Annotated in this window: 14 protein-coding genes; 12 read left to right on the top strand and 2 right to left on the bottom strand. The window is 69.0% G+C overall.

The features are described 5' to 3' along the window. Window positions 1–1,084: 1,084 nt before the first annotated feature. Together E9998_RS04200 and E9998_RS04195 are read right to left on the bottom strand one after the other, a co-directional pair. Window positions 1,085–2,722 (bottom strand): ABC transporter permease, encoded by a 1,638-nt coding sequence (locus tag E9998_RS04200; RefSeq protein WP_136528435.1) that lies wholly within the window; start codon window positions 2,720–2,722, stop codon window positions 1,085–1,087. Then, window positions 2,719–3,660 carry an ABC transporter ATP-binding protein gene (locus E9998_RS04195; RefSeq protein ID WP_136528434.1) on the bottom strand — a complete coding sequence of 314 codons (942 nt, stop codon included), beginning with the start codon at window positions 3,658–3,660 and terminating at the stop codon, window positions 2,719–2,721. The genes E9998_RS04200 and E9998_RS04195 overlap by 4 nt, the downstream gene beginning before the upstream one ends. A gap of 85 nt (window positions 3,661–3,745) precedes the next feature. On the opposite strand from E9998_RS04195, the gene E9998_RS04190 reads away from it, so the two are divergent. From E9998_RS04190 to E9998_RS04135, 12 genes are all read left to right on the top strand, one after another. Continuing rightward, the gene (locus E9998_RS04190) at window positions 3,746–4,267 is read left to right on the top strand and encodes a GbsR/MarR family transcriptional regulator (RefSeq protein ID WP_158299685.1); all 522 of its coding nucleotides are present in this window, start codon (window positions 3,746–3,748) and stop codon (window positions 4,265–4,267) included. A 56-nt stretch (window positions 4,268–4,323) separates the two neighbouring features. Beyond that, the gene (gene secE, locus E9998_RS04185; protein WP_204745237.1) at window positions 4,324–4,605 is read left to right on the top strand and encodes a preprotein translocase subunit SecE; all 282 of its coding nucleotides are present in this window, start codon (window positions 4,324–4,326) and stop codon (window positions 4,603–4,605) included. Between the two features lie 253 nt (window positions 4,606–4,858). Continuing rightward, window positions 4,859–5,584, top strand: coding sequence for a transcription termination/antitermination protein NusG (gene nusG / locus E9998_RS04180; RefSeq protein ID WP_240037490.1), 726 nt, complete (start codon window positions 4,859–4,861; stop codon window positions 5,582–5,584). 148 nt (window positions 5,585–5,732) lie between these two features. Continuing rightward, window positions 5,733–6,161: a 50S ribosomal protein L11 gene (gene rplK, locus E9998_RS04175; RefSeq protein ID WP_136528430.1), complete on the top strand. Its 429-nt coding sequence runs from the start codon at window positions 5,733–5,735 to the stop codon at window positions 6,159–6,161. Window positions 6,162–6,284: 123 nt separating this feature from the next. Then, a complete protein-coding gene (gene rplA / locus E9998_RS04170; protein WP_136528429.1) occupies window positions 6,285–6,980 on the top strand; it encodes a 50S ribosomal protein L1 in 696 nt (231 codons plus the stop codon). A gap of 255 nt (window positions 6,981–7,235) precedes the next feature. Next, complete coding sequence (rplJ, locus tag E9998_RS04165; protein ID WP_136528428.1) at window positions 7,236–7,772, top strand: 50S ribosomal protein L10; 537 nt, start codon at window positions 7,236–7,238, stop codon at window positions 7,770–7,772. A gap of 34 nt (window positions 7,773–7,806) precedes the next feature. Next, window positions 7,807–8,187 carry a 50S ribosomal protein L7/L12 gene (gene rplL, locus E9998_RS04160; protein ID WP_136528427.1) on the top strand — a complete coding sequence of 127 codons (381 nt, stop codon included), beginning with the start codon at window positions 7,807–7,809 and terminating at the stop codon, window positions 8,185–8,187. A 235-nt stretch (window positions 8,188–8,422) separates the two neighbouring features. Further along, window positions 8,423–9,703: a hypothetical protein gene (locus E9998_RS04155; protein WP_136528426.1), complete on the top strand. Its 1,281-nt coding sequence runs from the start codon at window positions 8,423–8,425 to the stop codon at window positions 9,701–9,703. Between the two features lie 284 nt (window positions 9,704–9,987). Beyond that, a complete protein-coding gene (locus tag E9998_RS04150) occupies window positions 9,988–11,199 on the top strand; it encodes a hypothetical protein (RefSeq protein WP_136528425.1) in 1,212 nt (403 codons plus the stop codon). A gap of 108 nt (window positions 11,200–11,307) precedes the next feature. Then, window positions 11,308–12,498 carry a hypothetical protein gene (locus E9998_RS25145; protein WP_158299684.1) on the top strand — a complete coding sequence of 397 codons (1,191 nt, stop codon included), beginning with the start codon at window positions 11,308–11,310 and terminating at the stop codon, window positions 12,496–12,498. 903 nt (window positions 12,499–13,401) lie between these two features. Continuing rightward, the gene (rpoB, locus tag E9998_RS04140; protein WP_136528424.1) at window positions 13,402–16,833 is read left to right on the top strand and encodes a DNA-directed RNA polymerase subunit beta; all 3,432 of its coding nucleotides are present in this window, start codon (window positions 13,402–13,404) and stop codon (window positions 16,831–16,833) included. Window positions 16,834–16,918: 85 nt separating this feature from the next. Next, the gene (locus E9998_RS04135; protein WP_136528423.1) at window positions 16,919–20,806 is read left to right on the top strand and encodes a DNA-directed RNA polymerase subunit beta'; all 3,888 of its coding nucleotides are present in this window, start codon (window positions 16,919–16,921) and stop codon (window positions 20,804–20,806) included. Window positions 20,807–20,923: the final 117 nt, after the last annotated feature.

The raw sequence follows: 20,923 nt of genomic DNA, 5'->3' as shown, positions 1-20,923 counted from the left end.
GCCGCCTGGGGAGCGCCAGGCCGGGCCCGGCGACACGCACCGCCAGTGCCTGCCACCCAAGGACCGGTCGAGTAGCGAAGCGACACACGGCAGGACCGCCGCCATCGGTATGACCGAATGCGGCCCGGTACGAGATCGTGCACCGCAGGTGCCGAACACCACCGGACCGGATCGGGCCAGACCGGAGCAGGTCGGACCGGAGCGGGCCAGGCCAAAGCGGGTCGGACCGGAGCGGATCGGGCTGGAGTGAGCCGAAGCGGACCGGGTCGAACCGAAACCGGCCGGATCGGGTTGGTCGGATCGGGTCGGACTGGGCCGGGCCGAAGCAGACCGGGCCGGGTCAGTTCCGAGCGAGTCGGGCCGGATCGGATCGGGTCAGGCCGAAGTGGGCCGGGTCGAACCGAAGCAGACCGGGCCGGGTCGGTCAGACCAGATCGGATTAGGCTGGACTGAACCGGGTCGGATCAGGTTGTGCCGGAGCAGGTCAGGCCATTGAGGGCCGGGCCGAGCCGAAGCAGGCCGAGCCGGGTCGGTTCCGAGCAAGTCGAGCCGGATCGGGTCGGATTGGGCCACATCGAAGCGGGTCGGATCGGGTCGGGCCGAAGCAGTGGAACCGGGTCAGCCCGGCCACGAACACGATCCGGCACCAGCCGACCAGCTTGTTGTCGCCGCTTTCCTTAAGGCCGGGCGAAACCGACCCCGGGCTCGGCATCACGGCCGCACGGGCCACGCAGCTCGTTGTCGCTGCCCGCCTTAGCCTCGGGTTCCGGCCACCAGACCCTGCCGCCCCTGCCCCACCGGCCGAGTCACTCGGCGCAGAGCCAGCCCCGGAGTACGGCCCGTTGCGGACCTGCTGGCAAACCCAAGACCGGGCCGGAGCATCACCCCGCCGTCAATGCCCAATCAGCCAAGTCTCCCGGCGCGGGACCCGCCCCCAGGGCCTGGCCCGTCGCCGAGCGGTCCGTCGCCGCACGGCCGACTTGGTTCGGAGTGTCCGTGTCGGGCTGGACACGCTGATGCCGGCCCCCGATCGGAGGCCGGCATCAGCGCGCCTGGTTTCCTTGCAGGCGTTCCGTAAAGCAGATCAGCTGAAGTTGAGGTCCCGCCTGCGCAGGCCGAGGTACCCGAGGGCTGCGAGGACTGCCGCGGCCACGGTCACCAGGGCGACGCCGAGCCAGTCGATGTCCTTGGCCGGGTAGGCCGCCAGGTGGTGGAAGGGCGAGACGGTCTGGGCCCACTCGGGCAGGTCGAGCAGGTTCGCGAAGTACATGACGACGAACAGCCACACCCAGGCCACCCAACGCAGCCAGCCCAGGCGCGGCAGCCAAGCGAAGGCCGCGAAAGCGAAGGCCGTCAGCGTCCAGGCGGCGGGCAGTTGGAGTACCGAGGCGTAGAGGAGGCGCCCGAAGTAGTCCCAGTCGCCGGTCGAACCGGACCCGGCGAGGCCCAGGAAGAGTCCGGCCGCCACTGCGGCCGAGGTCGAGGCCCACAGTGCCGCCGCAAGATAGGAGCCCGGCCAGCCCGAGCGTGCGACGGCGCCGGCCGCGATGAGTTCGCCGCGGCCCTGGGTCTCCTCCTTGCGGGCCCGGCCGATCACCAAGAGCCCGAAGAGGGTCGCGAAGAGGCCGTTCAGCGCGGCGAAGGTCGCGCCCACGTTGTCCTCGATGCTCGCCCCGCCCTGGTCCAGCAGCGCCCGCTCAGCGTCCGAGAGGCCGTCGAGCATGTCGTCGGCGCCGCCGAGGACCGATCCGTACGCCGCGCCCAGCAGTGCCAGGGTGATGATTCCGGCCCAGGTCATCCCGCGTGTGAGGCGGAAGGTGAGGGCGGTGGCGCTGCGCAGGCTCGGCTTCGCCGAGGCCGGGCCCGGTCGGCCCGCGAGCATCCCCTGGCCGAAGTCGCGGTGCGTGATGAGCGTGAAGGCCGCCCAGACCGTCAGCAGCGCGACCACCGCGGCGAACGCGATCGGCCACCAGCGCTGCTCGGGCGTGTACACGAACGTCTCCTGCGCCCACCCGATCGGTGAGAGCCACACCACCCAGTTCTCCTGGGCGTTGCCGACCCCGGCGGTGAGCGCCGACCATCCGAGCACCGCGAACGCGAGGCCGTTGGCGCTCGCCGCGAAGCTCGCCATCTGCGCGGTGACCGCGGCGATGCCGGCGAAGACCACCGCGACCGCGGTGTGCGCCAGGCCGAACAGGATCGCACTGCCGCCCTGGTCGCCGGGGAGTGCCGCGACGGACAGGGCCATGAGCGCGCCGAGCGCCACGGCGGCGATGAGTGCGACCAGGAGTGCTGCGGCGAGGTCGGCGCGTCGTCCGATCGGGTTGGAGCGGAACACCTCCAGGCGGGAGGTCTCCTCGTCGGCGCGGGTCAGGCGCACCACCAGCAGGATGAACATGACGGCGGTGAGGGCGCCCGTCCAGAGGATCATCTGGTGGGCGAACATCGCGCCGGTGCTCGCGCCGTACGACTCGATGTAGGTCTCCGGGCCGGTCATCGAGCGCATGGCGGGCGTGTTCACCGTGACGGCGAACGACTCGCGTCCGGCCGCGTCGGGGTACAGGCCGGGGAAGGAGGCGGCGACCGACCAGGTGCCGCCGGCGAGGCCGACGAGCCAGCCGGCCAGGTACAGGCGCAGGCGCCGCAGTTGGAACCGCAGGAGCTTCCCGGTCCCGGCGAGGGTGCCCAGGCCGTCCTCGATCTCCGCGACCGCCGTGGTCATGCCCCGCCCCCTTCGGTGCCGGCGCCCTCGCCGTTCGGGACGCCCGAGGCGGCGAGCTCGTCGCCGTAGAAGCGCAGGAAGATCTCTTCGAGCGAGGGCGGTTCGCAGGTGAGGGCCGTGACGCCCGCGGCGGCCAGGGTCGCCAGGACGGCGTCGAGCGCGGTGGTCTCGATGCTGCACTCGATGTCGAGGCCGTCGGTCTTGAGGTCGTGGACGCCGTCGTGATCCGCGAGGCCGTCAACGGGCCGCTTGAGGGTGGCGCGCACGCGCGAGCGCGAGAAGTGGCGCATCTCGGCGAGGGTGCCGGTCTCGGCGATGACGCCCTTGCGGATGATGCTCACCCGGTCGCAGAGGGCCTCGACCTCGCTCATGATGTGGCTGGAGAGGAGCACGGTGCGGCCCTGGGCCGCGGCCTCCTTGACGCACTCGTTGAAGACCGCGCCCATGAGCGGGTCCAGGCCCGAGGTGGGCTCGTCGAGCAGGAGCAGGTCGACCTCGGCGGCGAACGCGGCGACGAGGGCGACCTTCTGGCGGTTGCCCTTGGAGTAGGAGCGGCCCTTCTTGCGGGGGTCGAGGTCGAAGCGCTCCAGCAGGTCGTCGCGCTTGCGCTTGTCGATGCCGCCGCGGAGGCGGCCGAGGAGGTCGACGGTCTCGCCGCCGGTGAGGCCGGGCCAGAGGGCGACGTCGCCGGGGACGTAGGCGAGGCGGCGGTGGAGTTCGGCGGCGTCCTTCCAGGGGTCGGCACCGAAGAGCTCGGCGCGGCCCTCGTCGGAGCGGAGCATGCCGAGCAGGACGCGGATGGTGGTCGACTTCCCGGCGCCGTTCGGGCCCAGGAAGCCGTGGGTCTCGCCCTGGGCCACTTCGAGGTTGAGGTGGTCGAGGGCGGTCACGTGACCGAACCGCTTGACCAGGTTCTCAGTGCGGATCACTGCGTTCATGGCCTCAAACTATCATGATTTTCACGAATTTGTGAAACTTATGGTGCGTCAAGATATCATCAAGACCCAACGTCGGAGGGAATCGATGGAATCGCACAGCCCCGAACGCCGGGCACTGCTGGAGTACGTCGAGCAGTTCGCGGCGATCCTCACCGCCAGCGGCATGCAGCGCATGTCGGCGCGCGTCTTCACTTACATCCTGGTGGACGACGACGTCACCTACACGGCGGCGGAGATCGCCGAGGGCCTGGGCATCAGCCTCGCCGCCGTCTCGGGGGCCGTGCGCGAGCTCATCTCGGCCGGGCTGCTCATCAAGGGCCGCCGCGCCTCCACCAGGGCCGACGTCTACCGCCTCAACGACGAGGACATCTGGGGCTCGATCATGCTCGACCGCGCGGGCTTCCTCGACCGCTACCAGGAGACGGCCGTAGCTGGCATCGAGTCGCTGCCCGCGGGCCCCGGCCGCGACCGGCTCGTCCAGACCGCCGCGTTCATGGAATTCACCAAGACCGAGATGACCCAGATGCGCGAGCGGTGGAACGAGCGTCGCAGCGAGCTCTCGGCCGCGTTCGAAGCCCGCCGCCGCGATAGAGAGGCGTCCCACTAGTCCGGTATGCTGCAAGCCTGACCGCCCCGATCAGATGAACCCTGGAGGAAGCCGACGTGGCCGACGACACCAGCCGCTCCGATGCGACCGCCGACAAGGGCCGTCCCACTCGCAAGCGCGGCGAGAAGACCGTCAGCCGCAACCCCGTCAAGAAGCTCGGCAGGTTCCTGCGCGAGGTCGTGGAGCAGCTCCGCAAGGTCGTCTACCCGACCCGGCGCCAGCTCATCACCTACTCGATCGTGGTCCTGGTCTTCGTCGGCATCGTGATGGCCTACATCGGCGGCCTCGACCTCCTCTTCGGCGACCTGGTCCGCCGCGCCTTCGGCGCCGACGCGTAGACCCCGCCGCGCCGCCGCCTTTCGCCCCGCCCGCTGCGCCGCCGGGCGAATCGCGTGACCTGCGCCGGTTCGCCGGTGCCTGAGACGAGCCGTCTCCCGGAGCGGCTACCCTAGTGGGTATGACGCGCGCCGGTTCCGCCGGCGCGCGACTTCACAGGCGGCGGTCGCCGCTTTCGAGCAAGCGCTGCCGTCGCGCAGTCACAGTCGCAGTACTCCGCCGTTGCGGGGTCGATAGCCGGAATGAGAGTTGAGCGTGTCTGAGTTCGACGAGGCCCTGAAGAACGAGGTCGAGGCGCAGGCCGCCGCGGCGCAGGCCGCGGACGTCGACGAGCCGGAGATCGACGAGGACGTCGCCGAGACGAGCGAGCCCGAGGTCGACCCGGCCGAGGCGCTCCGCGCGAAGCTGCGCTTCGCCCCCGGCGAGTGGTACGTGCTGCACTCCTACGCGGGCTTCGAGAACCGGGTGCGCTCCAACCTGGAGAACCGGATCCAGTCCTTCGACCAGGAGGACTACATCTACCAGATCGAGGTCCCCACCCACACCGAGGTGGAGATCAAGAACGGCAAGCGCTCCAAGGTCGAGGCGAAGGTCTTCCCCAGCTACGTGCTGGTCCGCATGGAGATGACCCCCGAGTCCTACTCGGTCGTGCGCAACACCCCCGGCGTGACCGGGTTCGTGGGCGTGGTCGACCGCACCGACCGGCCCAGCCCGCTGCCGCTCGACGAGGTCATCCAGTGGCTGCTGCCGCCCGAGCAGAAGCCCAAGGACGAGTCCTCCGACTCCTCGTCCTCCGACCCCGACATCAAGGTCGACTTCACCGAGGGCGAGTCGGTCACCGTCGTCGACGGCGCGTTCGCCTCGATGCCGGCCACGATCAGCGAGATCAACGCCGAGCAGCAGAAGCTCAAGGTGCTCGTCTCGATCTTCGGCCGCGAGACCCCGGTCGAGCTCAACTTCAACCAGGTCTCGAAGCTGTAGCGCGAGCTACAGGTCACATACCTCGCTCCGGGGTCCCGGCCTTCCGGCAGGTACCCTGGAACGGTTGCGCAACAGCTCGGCGCTGCTGCGCGCTCGAAAGAAGACGCGAGCGGACAGGCTCGCGTTATCCCAGGAAGAGAAGGACACGATGGCTCCCAACAAGAAGGCCGTTGTGACGTTCAAGCTGGAGCTCGCGGGTGGCCAGGCCACCCCGGCCCCGCCGGTGGGCCCCGCCCTCGGCCAGCACGGCGTCAACATCATGGAGTTCTGCAAGGCCTACAACGCGGCCACCGAATCCCAGCGCGGCGAAGTCCTCCCCGCTGAGATCACGGTGTACGAGGACCGTTCGTTCACGTTCGTCCTCAAGACCCCGCCGGCCGCGAAGCTGCTGCTCAAGGCCGCAGGCGTCGCCAAGGGCTCGGGCGAGCCGCACCGCGTCAAGGTCGGCAAGGTGACCCAGGCCCAGGTGCGCGAGATCGCGGAGAAGAAGCTCCCCGACCTCAACGCCAACGACCTGGACGCCGCGTCGCTCATCGTCGCCGGCACCGCCCGCTCCATGGGCATCACGGTCGAGTAACTCAGCCGAGTAGCTCGGTCGAGTAGCGCCGCAAGGCACCGCAGTCTCCGTCGGCCCTGTGCCGACGACAACCCAGTGGCAGAGCACGCGCCCGCTCTCACCACGACATCCGAAGGATGGAACATGAAGCGCAGCAAGAAGTACAACGACCTCGCCAAGAAGGTCGACCGCAACCAGCTCTACTCGCCGTCCGAGGCCACCGGCCTCGCGAAGGAGACCTCGCCGACGTCGTTCGACGCCACCGTCGAGGTCGCCCTCCGCCTGGGCGTCGACCCGCGTCAGGCCGACCAGCTGGTCCGCGGCACCGTCTCCCTGCCCCACGGCACGGGCAAGACCGTCCGCGTGATCGTCTTCGCCGAAGGCGACAAGGCCGAGGCCGCCGTCAACGCCGGCGCCGACGAGGTCGGCTCCGACGAGCTCGTCAAGCGGATCTCCGAGGGCTGGCTCGAATTCGACGCCGCCGTCGCCACGCCCGACCAGATGGCCAAGATCGGCCGGATCGCGCGCATCCTGGGCCCGCGCGGTCTCATGCCGAACCCGAAGACCGGCACCGTCACGCCGGACGTCGCGAAGGCCGTCACGGAGATCAAGGGCGGCAAGATCGCCTTCCGCGTCGACAAGCACGCCAACCTGCACCTGCCGATCGGCAAGGTCAGCTTCTCCGCCGAGCAGCTCGCCGAGAACTACGCGGCCGCGATCGAAGAGGTGCAGCGCCTCAAGCCCGCCAGCTCCAAGGGCGTGTACCTGAAGAAGGCCGTCGTCTCGACCACCATGGGCCCGGGCATCCCGGTCGACCCGCAGGCGGTCAAGCTCAAGTAGGCGACACCCGAGAATGTGACGCAGCCCCGGTGCAGGCCTCCTGCGCTGGGGCTTCGTCGTAGTCCCTGCTAGGCTTTCACCAACAACCCATTGACCGTCGGTCACCGCCATGCGCGGTTGTAAACCTTCCAGGGGCCAACGTAGGGCGACTCGAAACGACCATGGTCGTTTGTCTCATGAGGCGTCCCACAGGGGCGCCTTTTCTTGTCGCCTCCGTGACGGTTGAGGATTGATCAGCCGAGAAAGGAGGGAAACATGGCTGAACGGGAATATCCGGCGGGTAAGCAGACCGCCATCGCCGAACTCGCCGATGACTTCTCCAACGCGACCGCCACCGTGCTCACCGAGTACCGCGGCCTGAGCGTTGCAGAGCTCCGCGAGCTGCGGCGTTCCCTCGGCGAGGGCACGCGTTACCGCGTCGCCAAGAACACCCTCGCCAAGCGTGCCGCCAACCAGGCCGGCGTGACCGGCCTGGACGACCTGTTCGTCGGTCCCACCGCGATCACCTTCATCGAAGGCGACCCGGTGGAAGCCGCGAAGGGCCTGCGCAACTTCGCCAAGACGCACGAATCCCTGGTCATCAAGGGCGGGTACATGGAGGGCAAAGCCCTCTCCGTCGATGAGATCACCAGGCTCGCCGACCTCGAGTCGCGCGAGGTGCTCCTGGCCAAGCTCGCCGGTGCGCTGAAGGCCACCGCTCAGAAGACCGCCTCCGTGCTCGCCGCCCCTGCAACGCAGGTGGCCCGGCTCGGTGCGGCGCTTCAGGACAAGAAGGCGGCCAGTGGGGAGTAACCCCACAGGCCCGAGACTTTAGAAAGGAACCACCATGGCAAAGCTGTCCACTGAAGAGCTGCTCGACGCTTTCAAGGAGATGACCCTCCTCGAGGTTTCCGAGTTCGTCAAGGCGTTCGAGGAAGAGTTCGACGTCACCGCCGCCGCTGCCGCTGTGGCCGTCGCCGCCCCCGCCGCCGGTGGCGCGGAAGCCGCTGTCGAGAAGGACACGTTCGACGTCGTCCTGGAGTCGGCCGGCGAGTCGAAGATCAAGGTCATCAAGGAAGTTCGGGCCCTGACCGGCCTCGGCCTCAAGGAAGCCAAGGAGCTCGTCGAGAGCGCCCCCAAGGCCGTCCTCGAAGGCGCGAAGAAGGACGACGCGGAGAAGGCCAAGGAGGCCCTCGAGGGCGCCGGCGCCACCGTGTCGCTCAAGTAGTCGCACCCGACTGCAAGGGGGTTCCAGCCCCCGCCCGCAGACCGGGCCCGCACCGCCGCAAGGCGGCGCGGGCCCGGTCTCGTCGTATCCCCGGTCGCCTGCCGCCGCAACGGAACCGGACGCCCGCTGACGGCTCCGGCGAAATTTCTCAGAAGATCCTCCATCGGCTGCAACGAATCGCCGCCGTCGCCACGTCTTGCGGGTAGACACCCCCACGCAAGCAAGGAGTTGGACGATGTCCTCATTGAGAGGGGCCGGCGCATTCGGCGCGGCGGCCGTGCTCGCCCTCACGAGCGGCTGCGGCATGCTCGGCATCGGCGCCGAGGAGGAGGCCTCCGACGAGGACCGCCTCATCGAGATGCTCAACGAGAACAGCCGCATCAGTGGCGAACTCGCGGACGCCGAGTTCCGGATCGTCCAGGGCTGCCTGGAAGAGCAGGGCTTCACCGTCCACGACCCCTGGACGGCGATCGGCTACGAGTCGTATGAGGTCGAATCCCTCGCCGAGTACCTCCCCAACGAGGAGTTCATCCTCGACCCGGAGGAGGCCGCCGAGTACGGTTTCGGCCAGTGGTCCAACAGCCCCGACGGCGCGGAGGACCCGGCCTCGGAGGAGTACTGGACCGCGCAGGAGGAGAAGTGGTCCGAAGAGGAGGATGAGATGGGCTGGGAAGAGCCCGACACCTCCGAGTGGGACGCGCTCACCCCTGACGAACAGTACGACTGGTACGTCGCCTACCAGGGCGAAGAGTACGCCGAGTACGCCAACGGCACCCGCGAGGACTACAACTCGATGTTCTCCGAGGAGGGCATGGTCGAGTACTCGGAGGAGGACCTCACCGAAGAGGAGCTCGCCGAAGGCGAGGACGGCGAGATCGACATCGAGGGCGGCTACGAGGACATCCAGCCCAAGCCCGCCGGCTGCCAGCTCGAGATGATCGAAGCCCTCTACGGCGAATCCGCCCTCAAAGAGGAGAAGGAAGAGGAAGTGGGAGGGGAGGAAGGCGAGACCTACACCTACTCCTACTGGACCTACCGCCCCGAGAACCCCATGGACTCCGGCGACTCGACCATGTACGAGGACATCGAGGCCGACATCGCCCAGGGCATGTCCGACGTCCAGTACGAGTTCCTCGACTGCATCGAGGCCAAGGGCCACACCGGCTGGGAGTTCACCGAATGGGGATCCCTGCCCACCTGGGAGTTCTTCGCCAGCCTCTACTACCAGGACGCCAGCGACGAAGAGCGCGAGATGTGGCTCGGGGACTCCGAGACCGAGCTCCCCGAGATCCCCGAGGCCGCCGGAACGACCTATGAGGACTGGAAGGCCTACGAGATCCAGGTCGCCGTCGACTTCGCCGCCTGCGGCGAGGAGACCGACTACGCCGCCCAGGAGGAGAAGATCAACACCGACGTCTATGTCGAGGTCTACTCCGCGTTCGAAGGGGACGTGTACGCCTGGCAGGACGAGATGCGGGAATCGCTGGAGAAGGCCCAGGGCCTCCTCGGGAGCTAGGCCCCACCGGCTCCCGTCTCGCCTGAGGATGAAAGCCACCTCTCCATCGGGGTAAGAAAGGTCCGGGTCGCGCAGATGGGGCGCGGCCCGGGCCACCCCCCGACGGAGACGGAAGACCACCCCTCCAAGGGGAATGAGAAAGGCCCGGGTTGCGCAGATGGGGCGCGGCCCGGGCCGCAACCGTTCCCGGGCGCCGCAGCGTCGTACCAGGAGGACCGGTCGCACCAGGAGGACCCCGCGATACCCGTGCGCGGGCCCGAACCGCCCCCCGATCGGAGACGCCCGTGACCGCACGACCCAGCACCCGCCCCGCCGCCCTCGTCGCCGTCCTCACCGCCGCGGCGCTCGCCGGGTGCGGCCTGTTCGCCGCGGAGGAGGAGGGGTCCTCCGACGAGGGCGTCGACCGCCTCGTCGCCATGCTCAACGAGAGCGCCCGCATCGAGGGCGAGCTCACCGCGGCCGAGACCCGCCTCGTCCGCGCGTGCCTGGAGGAGCGGGGCTTCACCGTCCACGACGAGTGGACGCTCCAGCCGTTCGTCCCGGCCGAACTCGTCTCGGTGGTGACCTACTACCCGCACGAGAGCTTCCTCGTCGACGCCGAGACCGCAGAGCGGTTCGGCCTCGGCGCCTGGGCCTGGACCTCCGAGGGCGAGGCCGACCCCGACTACCTCGACTACTGGGACGAGCGCGACGCCGAGCAGGCGAGCGAGTCGGGGGAGTGGCACTACCCCGACAACGCCGCGTTCGACGCCCTCTCCCGCGCCGAGCAGTATGACTGGTACGCCGCCTACCAGGGCGAGGAGTACACCGAGGCGACCATGGGCGGCGAGGACGACTGGCTCGCCGGCGCCGACGCCGGATCGATCGACACCGGCGAGGAGGACTGGATCGAACCGCGCCCCGGCGGCTGCCGGCTCGACATGATCGAGGCCCTCTACGGCGAACCCGAGTACGTCGAGGAGCAGGTGACCGTGGGCGGTTCGGGCCCCGGGCCCGGCGGCCTGACGCACTGGGCCTACCGGCCCGTCAACCCCGCCACCTCCTCCGACCTCCTCGGCGCCGGCCTCGACGCCGCCTACGCCGAGGAGATGGCCGGACTCCAGTCGCAGTTCCTCGATTGCCTCGCCGGTCTCGGCCACGACGGCTGGTCGTTCCTCGACAACGGCCGCATGTCGGTCTGGGAGTACCTGAGCCGCATCTACTTCGAGGACGCCCCCGCCGACGAGCAGCCGCTGTGGGACGAGCACGCCTTCGACGAGGTCCCGCCCGCGCCGAACGACGCCGGCGACACCTTCGAGGAGCACAAGGCCTACGAACTCCGCTTCGTCGGCGACTTCGTCGCCTGCGGGGAGGAGACCGACTACGCCGCGACCTCCACCGAGGTCTACGAGCGGCTCCGCGTCGAGGCCTACACCGCCGTCGAGACCGACGTCTACGCCTGGCAGGAGGAGATGGCCGAGAGCCTCTCCCGCGCGCAGGAACTCCTGGACGCATGACGAACACCCCCCCTGCTCGATCGACTGCCAACGCGCGCAACCGCACCGGCGTCGACCGTCGTCTTGTGGGGGAGAGGGCGACCGCCCCCGGCAGGGAAGAGAGCTGACATGACACAGTGGACCAGAGGGCTCGGGGCGCTCGCGCTCGCCGCGGCCCTCGCCGCCTCCGCGGCGTGCACCGGCGACGCCGAGGACGGCGGCGACTCCGCGGGCGCGGACACGCCCGAAGCGGCCGAGACCGACATCCTGGAGCTGCTGAACGAGTCCGACCGCCTCGTCGTCGAACTCGTGGCCGCCGAGAACCGCCTCCTGGAGCAGTGCCTCGAGGAGGACGGCTTCACCGTCCACGACCGGTTCACGATCATGGACGTAGGCCTGTACGAGGCCGAGTCCCTCTCCCTCGGCAATCCCACCGACGGGCTCTTCCCCGAGCCCGACATGGCCGCGAAGTGGGGCTTCGGCGCCTGGGCCGACACCGAGGAGGGCATGGCCTCGTCCGACTACGAGGCGTACCAGGACGCGCTCGGCACGGGCGAGGAGCTGTCGGCGAACCCCGAGTCCGGCGAGTCGGGGGACTTCGACGAGGCCATCGACAACAGCGGGTTCGACGCGCTCTCGGAGGCGGACCGGTACGCCTGGTACGCCGCCTACGGCGGCGAGGCGTTCGCCGAGGGCCAGTTCCTCTCGGACGAGGAGATCGAGGAGCGGTACCGGGACGAGAACGGCATCTGGGTCACGCCCGAGCCCGGCGGCTGCCTCCTGGAGATGATCGAGGCCCTCTACGGCGAGCCCGAGCTCGTCATCGACGAGGCGAACGGCACCTCCAGCTGGTCCGGGCGCCCCGAGTCGCCCGAGTACGAGGGCTCGGCCTGGGCCGAGATCGTCCCGGACTACCGCGAGCGGGTCGCCGACGAGGAGTCGGCGTTCGTCGACTGCCTCATCGACCGCGACCGCGGTGCCTGGGAGTTCTCCGACGAGGGCGAGGTCTACATCTGGAGCTACCTCGCGGGCGTGTACTCCGGGGAGTGGACCTCCCCCGACGGCAACGACTACGGCGAGGGCGTGCCCGACCCGCCCTCGGACCTCCCCTCCGACTTCGAGGGGCTGCGCGAGTACGAGGTCGGCCTCGCGGTCGACTTTGTCGAGTGCGGCGACGAGAGCGGCTTCGTCGCGGCGACGGCCGCCGAGTGGGAGGCGGTCCACCTGGAGTACTACGAGTCGATCGAGCCCGAGCTCTTCACGTGGCAGGAGGAGGTCCGCGCGGCCCTCGACCGCGCGCAGGAGCTGCTCGGCGCCTGAGCGCGGCCCGGTGAGCGGGTGTCACCTCCCCGGCGCCCGCTCGTTGTACAGGGTGCGGCGGTCCCACCGGTGAAGCATGTGCACCGGGCATCGTGACGGGGCCGCCGAGAGTGCGAGGGCGGGGCGCCGCAATGCGGCCGAGCCCGACGGCCGCGAGGGCGGCCCCGGGCCGGCGGCAGGCGACGCAACGGCGTCCCGCGCCCGCACCGAACGCTGCCGCGCCGCCCGCGCGACACGCCCGGGCGAGGCGGATCGCCCGGCACTCCGCGGCCCCGCGCCGAGCCCCGGCCCCGCCGGTCCTGCGGCGCCCCGCGGCCCCGCTGCGCTGCGGATCACCCGCTCGGCGGGAGCCCGCCGCGGCCCCCGCGGGGCCCGGTTCAGTCGTCCGGGCCGAATGGGCGCATCCGGGCGAATGAGACGCCTGACTTGACGAAGTGTGACTTGATCCTGCAAACTAGTTCCTCAAGCGCCACTGCGTGGCGTGCGCTACGTTCTTGGAGCGACGGGCCCGGTCCCGGCTCCCCGGGCGGGCGAGTGGGCCGCGATCGCGGCCCCGAGGCAGGACGGTCCGGGCGCACGAGCGCGGATCGAGCGAGTTACGGGAGGAACTTCGGCAGCGGGAGAGATTGTCGTCACGACGTACCCCACCCAGCGGTGGGGCGGTTGACAGTCTGCCGGAGCTTACGCTAGGGTATTAATTTGCGCTGCCTCCTTCACGCCTTCTGACGCGGTGAGGGTCGTGGACGGTGGGGATTCCAGCTTTCGACCGACGTTCAACGCCATGCTCGGCTTGACCGTTCGGTCGGCTGCCCGTCTCCGGCTGTTCTCGTCGATCCCGCATTGATGCGGTGACTGTGGCATGCGCCGGCCGTCGTAACACTCAGGTCCTCGGAAGGACGAATCTTGGCAGCTTCCCGCACTGGCAAGACCAGCTCCAGCAAGAGCAAGCACGCACCTCGCCGTATCTCGTTCGGCAGGATCGCAGAGAAACTCGAAGTCCCGAACCTTCTGGCGCTCCAGACCGACTCGTTCGACTGGCTCGTCGGCAACGACTCCTACCGCGCCCGCGTGGGGGAGGACGCCGAGAGCGGCCTGGGTGACATCCTGGAGGAGATCAGCCCGATCGAGGACTTCTCGGGCACGATGAGCCTGTCCTTCTCGAACCCGAGGTTCGACGAGGTCAAGGCCCCGATCGAGGAGTGCCGCGAGAAGGACCTCACCTACTGCGCCCCGCTGTTCGTCACGGCGGAGTTCATCAACCACACCACCGGCGAGATCAAGAGCCAGACGGTCTTCATGGGCGACTTCCCCATGATGACGCCGAAGGGCACCTTCATCATCAACGGCACCGAGCGCGTCGTCGTCTCGCAGCTGGTCCGTTCGCCCGGCGTGTACTTCTCCAAGGAGCCGGACAAGACCTCCGACCGCGACCTCACCAGTGCCAAGGTGATCCCCGGCCGCGGCGCCTGGCTCGAGTTCGACATCGACAAGCGCGAGACCGTCGGCGTGCGCGTCGACCGCAAGCGCCGCCAGGCCGTGACCGTCCTGCTCAAGGCGATCGGCTGGGACAACGACCGCATCCGCGAGCGCTTCGGCTGGTCCGAGCTCATGATGGCGACCCTGGAGAAGGACACCATCAACTCGCAGGACGAGGCCCTGCTCGACATCTACCGCAAGCTCCGCCCGGGCGAGCCGCCGACGAAGGACAACGCGCAGTCGCTGCTGGAGAACCTGTTCTTCAACAAGAAGCGCTACGACCTCGCCAAGGTCGGCCGGTACAAGGTCAACAAGAAGTTCGGCCTGGACACCCCGATCGCGACGGGCGTCCTGACTGAGGAGGACCTGGCCTCGACGATCGAGTTCATGCTGCGGCTGCACTCGGCCGAGCCCGGCTACGGCCCCGACGACATCGACCACTTCGGCAACCGCCGCCTGCGCACCGTCGGCGAGCTCATCCAGAACCAGATCCGGGTGGGCCTCTCGCGCATGGAGCGCGTCGTGCGCGAGCGCATGACGACCCAGGACGTCGAGGCGATCACGCCGCAGACCCTGATCAACATCCGCCCCGTGGTGGCCGCGATCAAGGAGTTCTTCGGCACCTCGCAGCTGTCGCAGTTCATGGACCAGGTCAACCCGATCGCGGGCCTGACCCACCGCCGCCGCCTCTCGGCGCTCGGCCCGGGCGGTCTCTCCCGCGACCGCGCCGCCATGGACGTGCGCGACGTGCACCCGTCGCACTACGGCCGCATGTGCCCGATCGAGACGCCCGAAGGCCCGAACATCGGCCTCATCGGCGCCATGTCCACCTTCGCGCGCGTCAACCCGTTCGGCTTCATCGAGACCCCGTACCGCAAGGTCGTGGACTCGAAGGTCACCGACGAGGTCCAGTACCTGACGGCCGACGAAGAGGACCGCTTCACCATCGCGCAGGCGAACCAGCTGCTGCACGACGACGGCTCGTTCGTCGACGCGCAGGTCCTGGCCCGCGGGCGCGGCGGCGAGGCCGAGCTGCTCACCGCCGCCGAGATCGACTTCATGGACGTCTCGCCGCGCCAGATGACCTCGGTCGCGACCGCGCTGGTGCCGTTCCTGGAGCACGACGACGCCAACCGCGCCCTCATGGGCGCGAACATGCAGCGCCAGGCCGTGCCGCTCATCAAGACCGACTCGCCGCTGGTGGGCACCGGCATGGAGTACCGCGCCGCGGTCGACGCCGGCGACGTGGTCGTCGCCGAGGCCGACGGCGTCGTGGAGGACTCCAGCGCCGACTACATCACCATCTCGCAGGACAACGGCATGCGCCGGACCTACCTGCTGCACAAGTTCCGCCGCTCCAACGCGGGCTCGTGCATCAACCAGGTCCCTCTCGTCACCGAGGGCGAGCGCGTGGAGGCCGGCCAGCCGATCGCCGACGGCCCCTCGACCGACAAGGGCGAGATGGCCCTCGGCAAGAACCTGCTGGTCGCGTTCACGACCTGGGAGGGCCAGAACTTCGAGGACGCCATCGTGCTCTCCTCGCGCCTGGTCGAAGAGGACGTGCTCACCTCGATCCACATCGACGAGCACGAGGTCGACGCCCGAGACACCAAGCTCGGCCCCGAGGAGATCACCCGGGACATCCCGAACGTGGGCGAGGAGATGCTCTCCGACCTCGACGACCGCGGCATCATCCGCATCGGCGCCGAGGTCGAGGACGGCGACATCCTCGTCGGCAAGGTCACGCCCAAGGGCGAGACCGAGCTGACCCCGGAGGAGCGGCTGCTGCGCGCGATCTTCGGCGAGAAGGCCCGCGAGGTCCGCGACACGTCCCTGAAGGTCCCGCACGGCGAGGCCGGCACGGTCATCGGGGTGCGCACCTTCTCCCGCGAGGACGGCGACGAGCTGTCCCCGGGCGTCAACGAGCTGGTCCGAGTCTACATCGCGCAGAAGCGCAAGATCGGCGTGGGCGACAAGCTCGCCGGCCGCCACGGCAACAAGGGCGTCATCTCGAAGGTCGTGCCGCAGGAGGACATGCCGTTCCTGCCCGACGGCACCCCGATCGACATCCTGCTCAACCCGCTCGGCGTGCCCGGCCGTATGAACATCGGCCAGGTGCTGGAAGTCCACCTCGGGTGGGCGGCGAAGGCGGGCTGGAAGCTCGAGGGCTTCGACGAGGCCTGGCAGCAGGCGCTCAAGTCGATCGGCGCCGATGAGGCCCCGGCCGACTCGAAGGTCGGGACGCCGGTGTTCGACGGCGCCCACCCTGAGGAGGTCCAGGGCGTCCTGGCGAACACGCTCCCCAACCGCGACGGCCAGCGCATGGTCGCTCCGACGGGCAAGGCGCAGCTGTTCGACGGCCGCTCCGGCGAGCCGTTCCCGGACCCGATCTCGGTCGGCTACATGTACATCCTGAAGCTGAACCACATGGTCGACGACAAGATCCACGCGCGTTCGACCGGTCCGTACTCGATGATCACCCAGCAGCCGCTCGGCGGCAAGGCCCAGTTCGGCGGGCAGCGCTTCGGTGAGATGGAGTGCTGGGCGATGCAGGCCTACGGCGCGGCGTACGCGCTCCAGGAGCTGCTGACGATCAAGTCCGACGACGTGGTCGGCCGCGTGAAGGTCTACGAGGCCATCGTCAAGGGCGAGAACGTCCCCGAGCCGGGCATCCCGGAATCGTTCAAGGTGCTGCTCAAGGAGCTCCAGTCGCTCTGCCTCAACGTGGAGGTCCTGTCCGCCGACGGCCAGGCCATCCAGATGACCGAGAGCGACGACGAGGTCTTCCGCGCGGCCGAGGAGCTGGGGATCGACCTGTCCCACGAAGAGCCCTCATCCGTGGACTTCGAAAGCGCCTGACGTCGAGTGAGGGCGGCCGCGCGGCGGTCGCCCTCGCCAACGTCTCATCCATCCTTACAGAAGCATCAAGGGGAAGAAGAGTTCAGTGCTCGACGTCAACTTCTTCGACAAGTTGAAGATCGGCCTCGCCACCGCCGAGGACATCCGGCAGTGGTCGCACGGCGAGGTGAAGAAGCCCGAGACCATCAACTACCGGACCCTCAAGCCCGAGAAGGACGGACTCTTCTGCGAGAAGATCTTCGGCCCGACCCGGGACTGGGAGTGCTACTGCGGCAAGTACAAGCGCATCCGCTTCAAGGGCATCATCTGTGAGCGCTGCGGCGTCGAGGTGACGCGCTCGAAGGTCCGCCGCGAGCGGATGGGCCACATCGAGCTCGCCGCGCCGGTGACGCACATCTGGTACTTCAAGGGCGTTCCCTCGCGTCTGGGCTACCTGCTCGACCTGGCGCCGAAGGACCTGGAGAAGGTCATCTACTTCGCGGCGTACGTCGTGACCGGGGTCGACGACGAGGCGCGCCAGCGCGACCTCCCGACCCTGGAGAACGAGATCGTCGCCGAGAAGCGGCACCTGGAGCAGCAGCGGGACGCCGCGATCGAGGAGCGCGCCTCGAAGCTCGAGGCCGACCTGGCCGAGCTGGAGGCCGAAGGCGCCCGGGCCGACGTCCGCCGCAAGGTCAAGGACGGCGGCGAGCGCGAGATGCGCCAGATCCGCGACAAGGCCCAGCGGGAGATCGACCGTCTCGACGAGGTCATGGACACCTTCCGCAAGCTCGAGGTGCGCCAGCTCATCGGCGACGAGATGCTCTACCGCGAGCTGCAGCAGCGTTTCGGCGAGTACTACTCGGGCGGCATGGGCGCGGAGTCCATCAAGAACCTGCTGCAGAACCTGGACCTGGACGCCGAGGCGATCAGCCTGCGCGAGACCATCGCGACCGGCAAGGGCCAGAAGAAGCTGCGGGCGCTCAAGCGTCTGAAGGTCGTGGCCGCGTTCCAGGCCACCGGCAACTCGCCGCTGGGCATGGTGCTCGACTGCGTGCCGGTGATCCCGCCGGAGCTGCGCCCGATGGTGCAGCTCGACGGCGGCCGGTTCGCGACCTCGGACCTCAACGACCTGTACCGCCGCGTCATCAACCGCAACAACCGCCTCAAGCGCCTCATGGACCTCGGTGCGCCCGAGATCATCGTGGCGAACGAGAAGCGGATGCTCCAGGAGTCGGTGGACGCGCTGTTCGACAACGGCCGCCGCGGCCGCCCGGTAACGGGCCCCGGCAACCGTCCGCTCAAGTCGCTCTCGGACATGCTCAAGGGCAAGCAGGGCCGGTTCCGCCAGAACCTGCTCGGCAAGCGCGTGGACTACTCGGGCCGTTCGGTCATCGTGGTCGGGCCGCGCCTGAAGCTGCACCAGTGCGGTCTGCCCAAGCAGATGGCGCTGGAGCTGTTCAAGCCGTTCGTGATGAAGCGCCTGGTGGACCTGAACCACGCGCAGAACATCAAGTCGGCCAAGCGCATGGTCGAGCGCGCGCGCCCGGTCGTGTGGGACGTGCTCGAAGAGGTCATCTCCGAGCACCCGGTCCTGCTCAACCGCGCGCCCACGCTGCACCGTCTCGGCATCCAGGCCTTCGAGCCGCAGCTGGTCGAGGGCAAGGCCATCCAGCTCCACCCGCTGGTGTGCACCGCCTTCAACGCCGACTTCGACGGCGACCAGATGGCCGTGCACGTGCCGCTGTCGGCCGAGGCCCAGGCCGAGGCCCGCATCCTGATGCTGGCGTCGAACAACATCCTCAAGCCCTCGGACGGCAAGCCGGTGGCCCTGCCCACGCAGGACCAGATCATCGGCCTGTACTATCTGACGCACCTCTCGGAGGGTCGCGTCGGCGAGGGCCGGGCGTTCTCGGACGTCGGCGAGGCGCAGATGGCGAAGGACCGCGGCGAGCTGGACCTCCAGGCGCCCATCCGGATCCGTCTGGACGGCATCGAGTCGATCAACAACGGCAAGGCCGAGGCCTGGACCGCTCCCGAGGACTGGACCCCGGGCGAGCCGCTCCTGGTCGAGACCACGCTGGGCCGGGTGTTCTTCAACGAGTGCCTGCCGCCTGACTTCGAGTTCGTCAACTACGAGGTCCGCAAGGGCCAGCTCTCGGAGATCATCCACGACCTGTCCGAGCACTACTCGAAGGTGCAGCTGGGCGCGTGCCTGGACGCCCTGAAGTCCGCGGGCTTCCGCTGGGCGGGCTGGTCGGGCGTGACCATCGGCATCGAGGACGTCGTGGAGCCGACGCACAAGGCCGAGATCCTGGAGAAGTACGAGGCGGACTCCGCCAAGATCGACAAGCAGTACGTCCGCGGTCTCATGACCGGGGAGGAGCGCCGCGGGGAGCTCACCGAGATCTGGACCAAGGCCACGGCCGAGGTGCTCGAGGACCTCAACGAGACGCTCCAGCCGGAGAACCCGCTGTGGCAGATGATCCACTCGGGCGCGCGGGGCAACATGCTCCAGCTCCGCCAGATCGCCGGCATGCGCGGCCTGGTGGCGAACCCGAAGGGCGAGATCATCCCGCGTCCGATCAAGTCCTCGCTGCGCGAGGGCCTGACGGTCCTGGAATACTTCATCTCGACCCACGGCTCGCGCAAGGGCCTCGCGGACACCGCGCTGCGGACCGCCGACTCGGGTTACCTGACCCGTCGTCTGGTGGACGTGTCGCAGGACGTCATCATCCGCGAGGACGACTGCGGCACCGACCGCGCCCTGGACTTCCAGGTCGCGATCGAGGTCGACGGCCGGCTCATCGAGAACGACCAGGTCGACACCGCGATCGACGCCCGCAACCTGGCGGACGACGTCGAGGTCGACGGCAAGGTCATCATGGAGCGCAACACGGCGCTGAACTCGGACCACATCGCCGAGCTCGTCGCCGCGGGCGTCACCTCGGTGAAGGTCCGCTCGGTGCTCACCTGCGAGTCCCGCCAGGGCGTGTGCGCGGCCTGCTACGGCCGTTCGATGCCCACCGGCGAGAAGGTGGACCTCGGCGAGGCCGTCGGCATCATCGCCGCGCAGTCCATCGGCGAGCCCGGCACGCAGCTGACGATGCGCACCTTCCACACCGGCGGTGCGGCGACCTCTCAGGACATCACGCAGGGTCTGCCGCGTGTCCAGGAGGTCTTCGAGGCGCGCATCCCGAAGGGCAAGGCGCCGATCGCCGAGGCCGCCGGGACCGTGCGGATCGAGGACGCCGAGAAGAGCCGCAAGATCATCATCACCCCGGACGACGGTTCCGAGGAGATCGTGGTCGACAAGGTGCCGCGCCGTCTGCGCCTGCGCGTGGGCGACGGCGAGCACGTCGAGGTCGGCGAGAAGCTCGTCGAGGGCACCATCGACCCGCACGAGCTGCTGCGCGTGCTCGGTCCGCGGAAGGTCCAGCGCCACCTGGTGGAGCAGGTCCAGGACGTGTACCGCTCGCAGGGCGTGATGATCCACGACAAGCACATCGAGATCATCGTGCGCCAGATGCTCAAGCGGATCACGATCATCGACTCGGGCACCTCGGAGTTCCTGCCGGGCTCCCTGGTCGACCGCCTGGAGTTCGAGGAGCAGAACCGCAAGATCATGGCCGACGGCGGTGAGCCGGCCTCCGGCCGCCCGCAGCTCATGGGCATCACCAAGGCCTCCCTGGCGACCGAGTCGTGGCTGTCCGCGGCCTCGTTCCAGGAGACCACCCGCGTGCTCACCGAAGCGGCGATCTCCGGCAAGTCCGACTCCCTGGTCGGCCTCAAGGAGAACGTGATCCTCGGCAAGCTCATCCCGGCCGGCACCGGTATCGCCAAGTACCGGAACGTCACCGTGGAGCCCACCGAGGAGGCCAAGGCGGCCGTCTACTCCCTCGGCGGCTACGAGGACACCACCGCCAACGCCTTCGCCTACGGCGGCGGCCCGGCCGTGAGCCTCGAGGACTCCTACGACCTGGGCTCCTTCTAACAGCACCACCTGCCGATTCCCGACGGCATGCAAGAACCCGGTGGGCCGGCGGCGCGAAAGCGCCGCCGGCCCACCGGCGTTTCATCCTTTGAGAACGTGATATTGTGAGAAAGTAGG

The sequence above is a fragment of the Glycomyces paridis genome (assembly GCF_004912155.1).
Taxonomy (GTDB): domain Bacteria; phylum Actinomycetota; class Actinomycetes; order Mycobacteriales; family Micromonosporaceae; genus Glycomyces; species Glycomyces paridis.
This window is presented reverse-complemented; position numbering and strand designations above follow the sequence as displayed.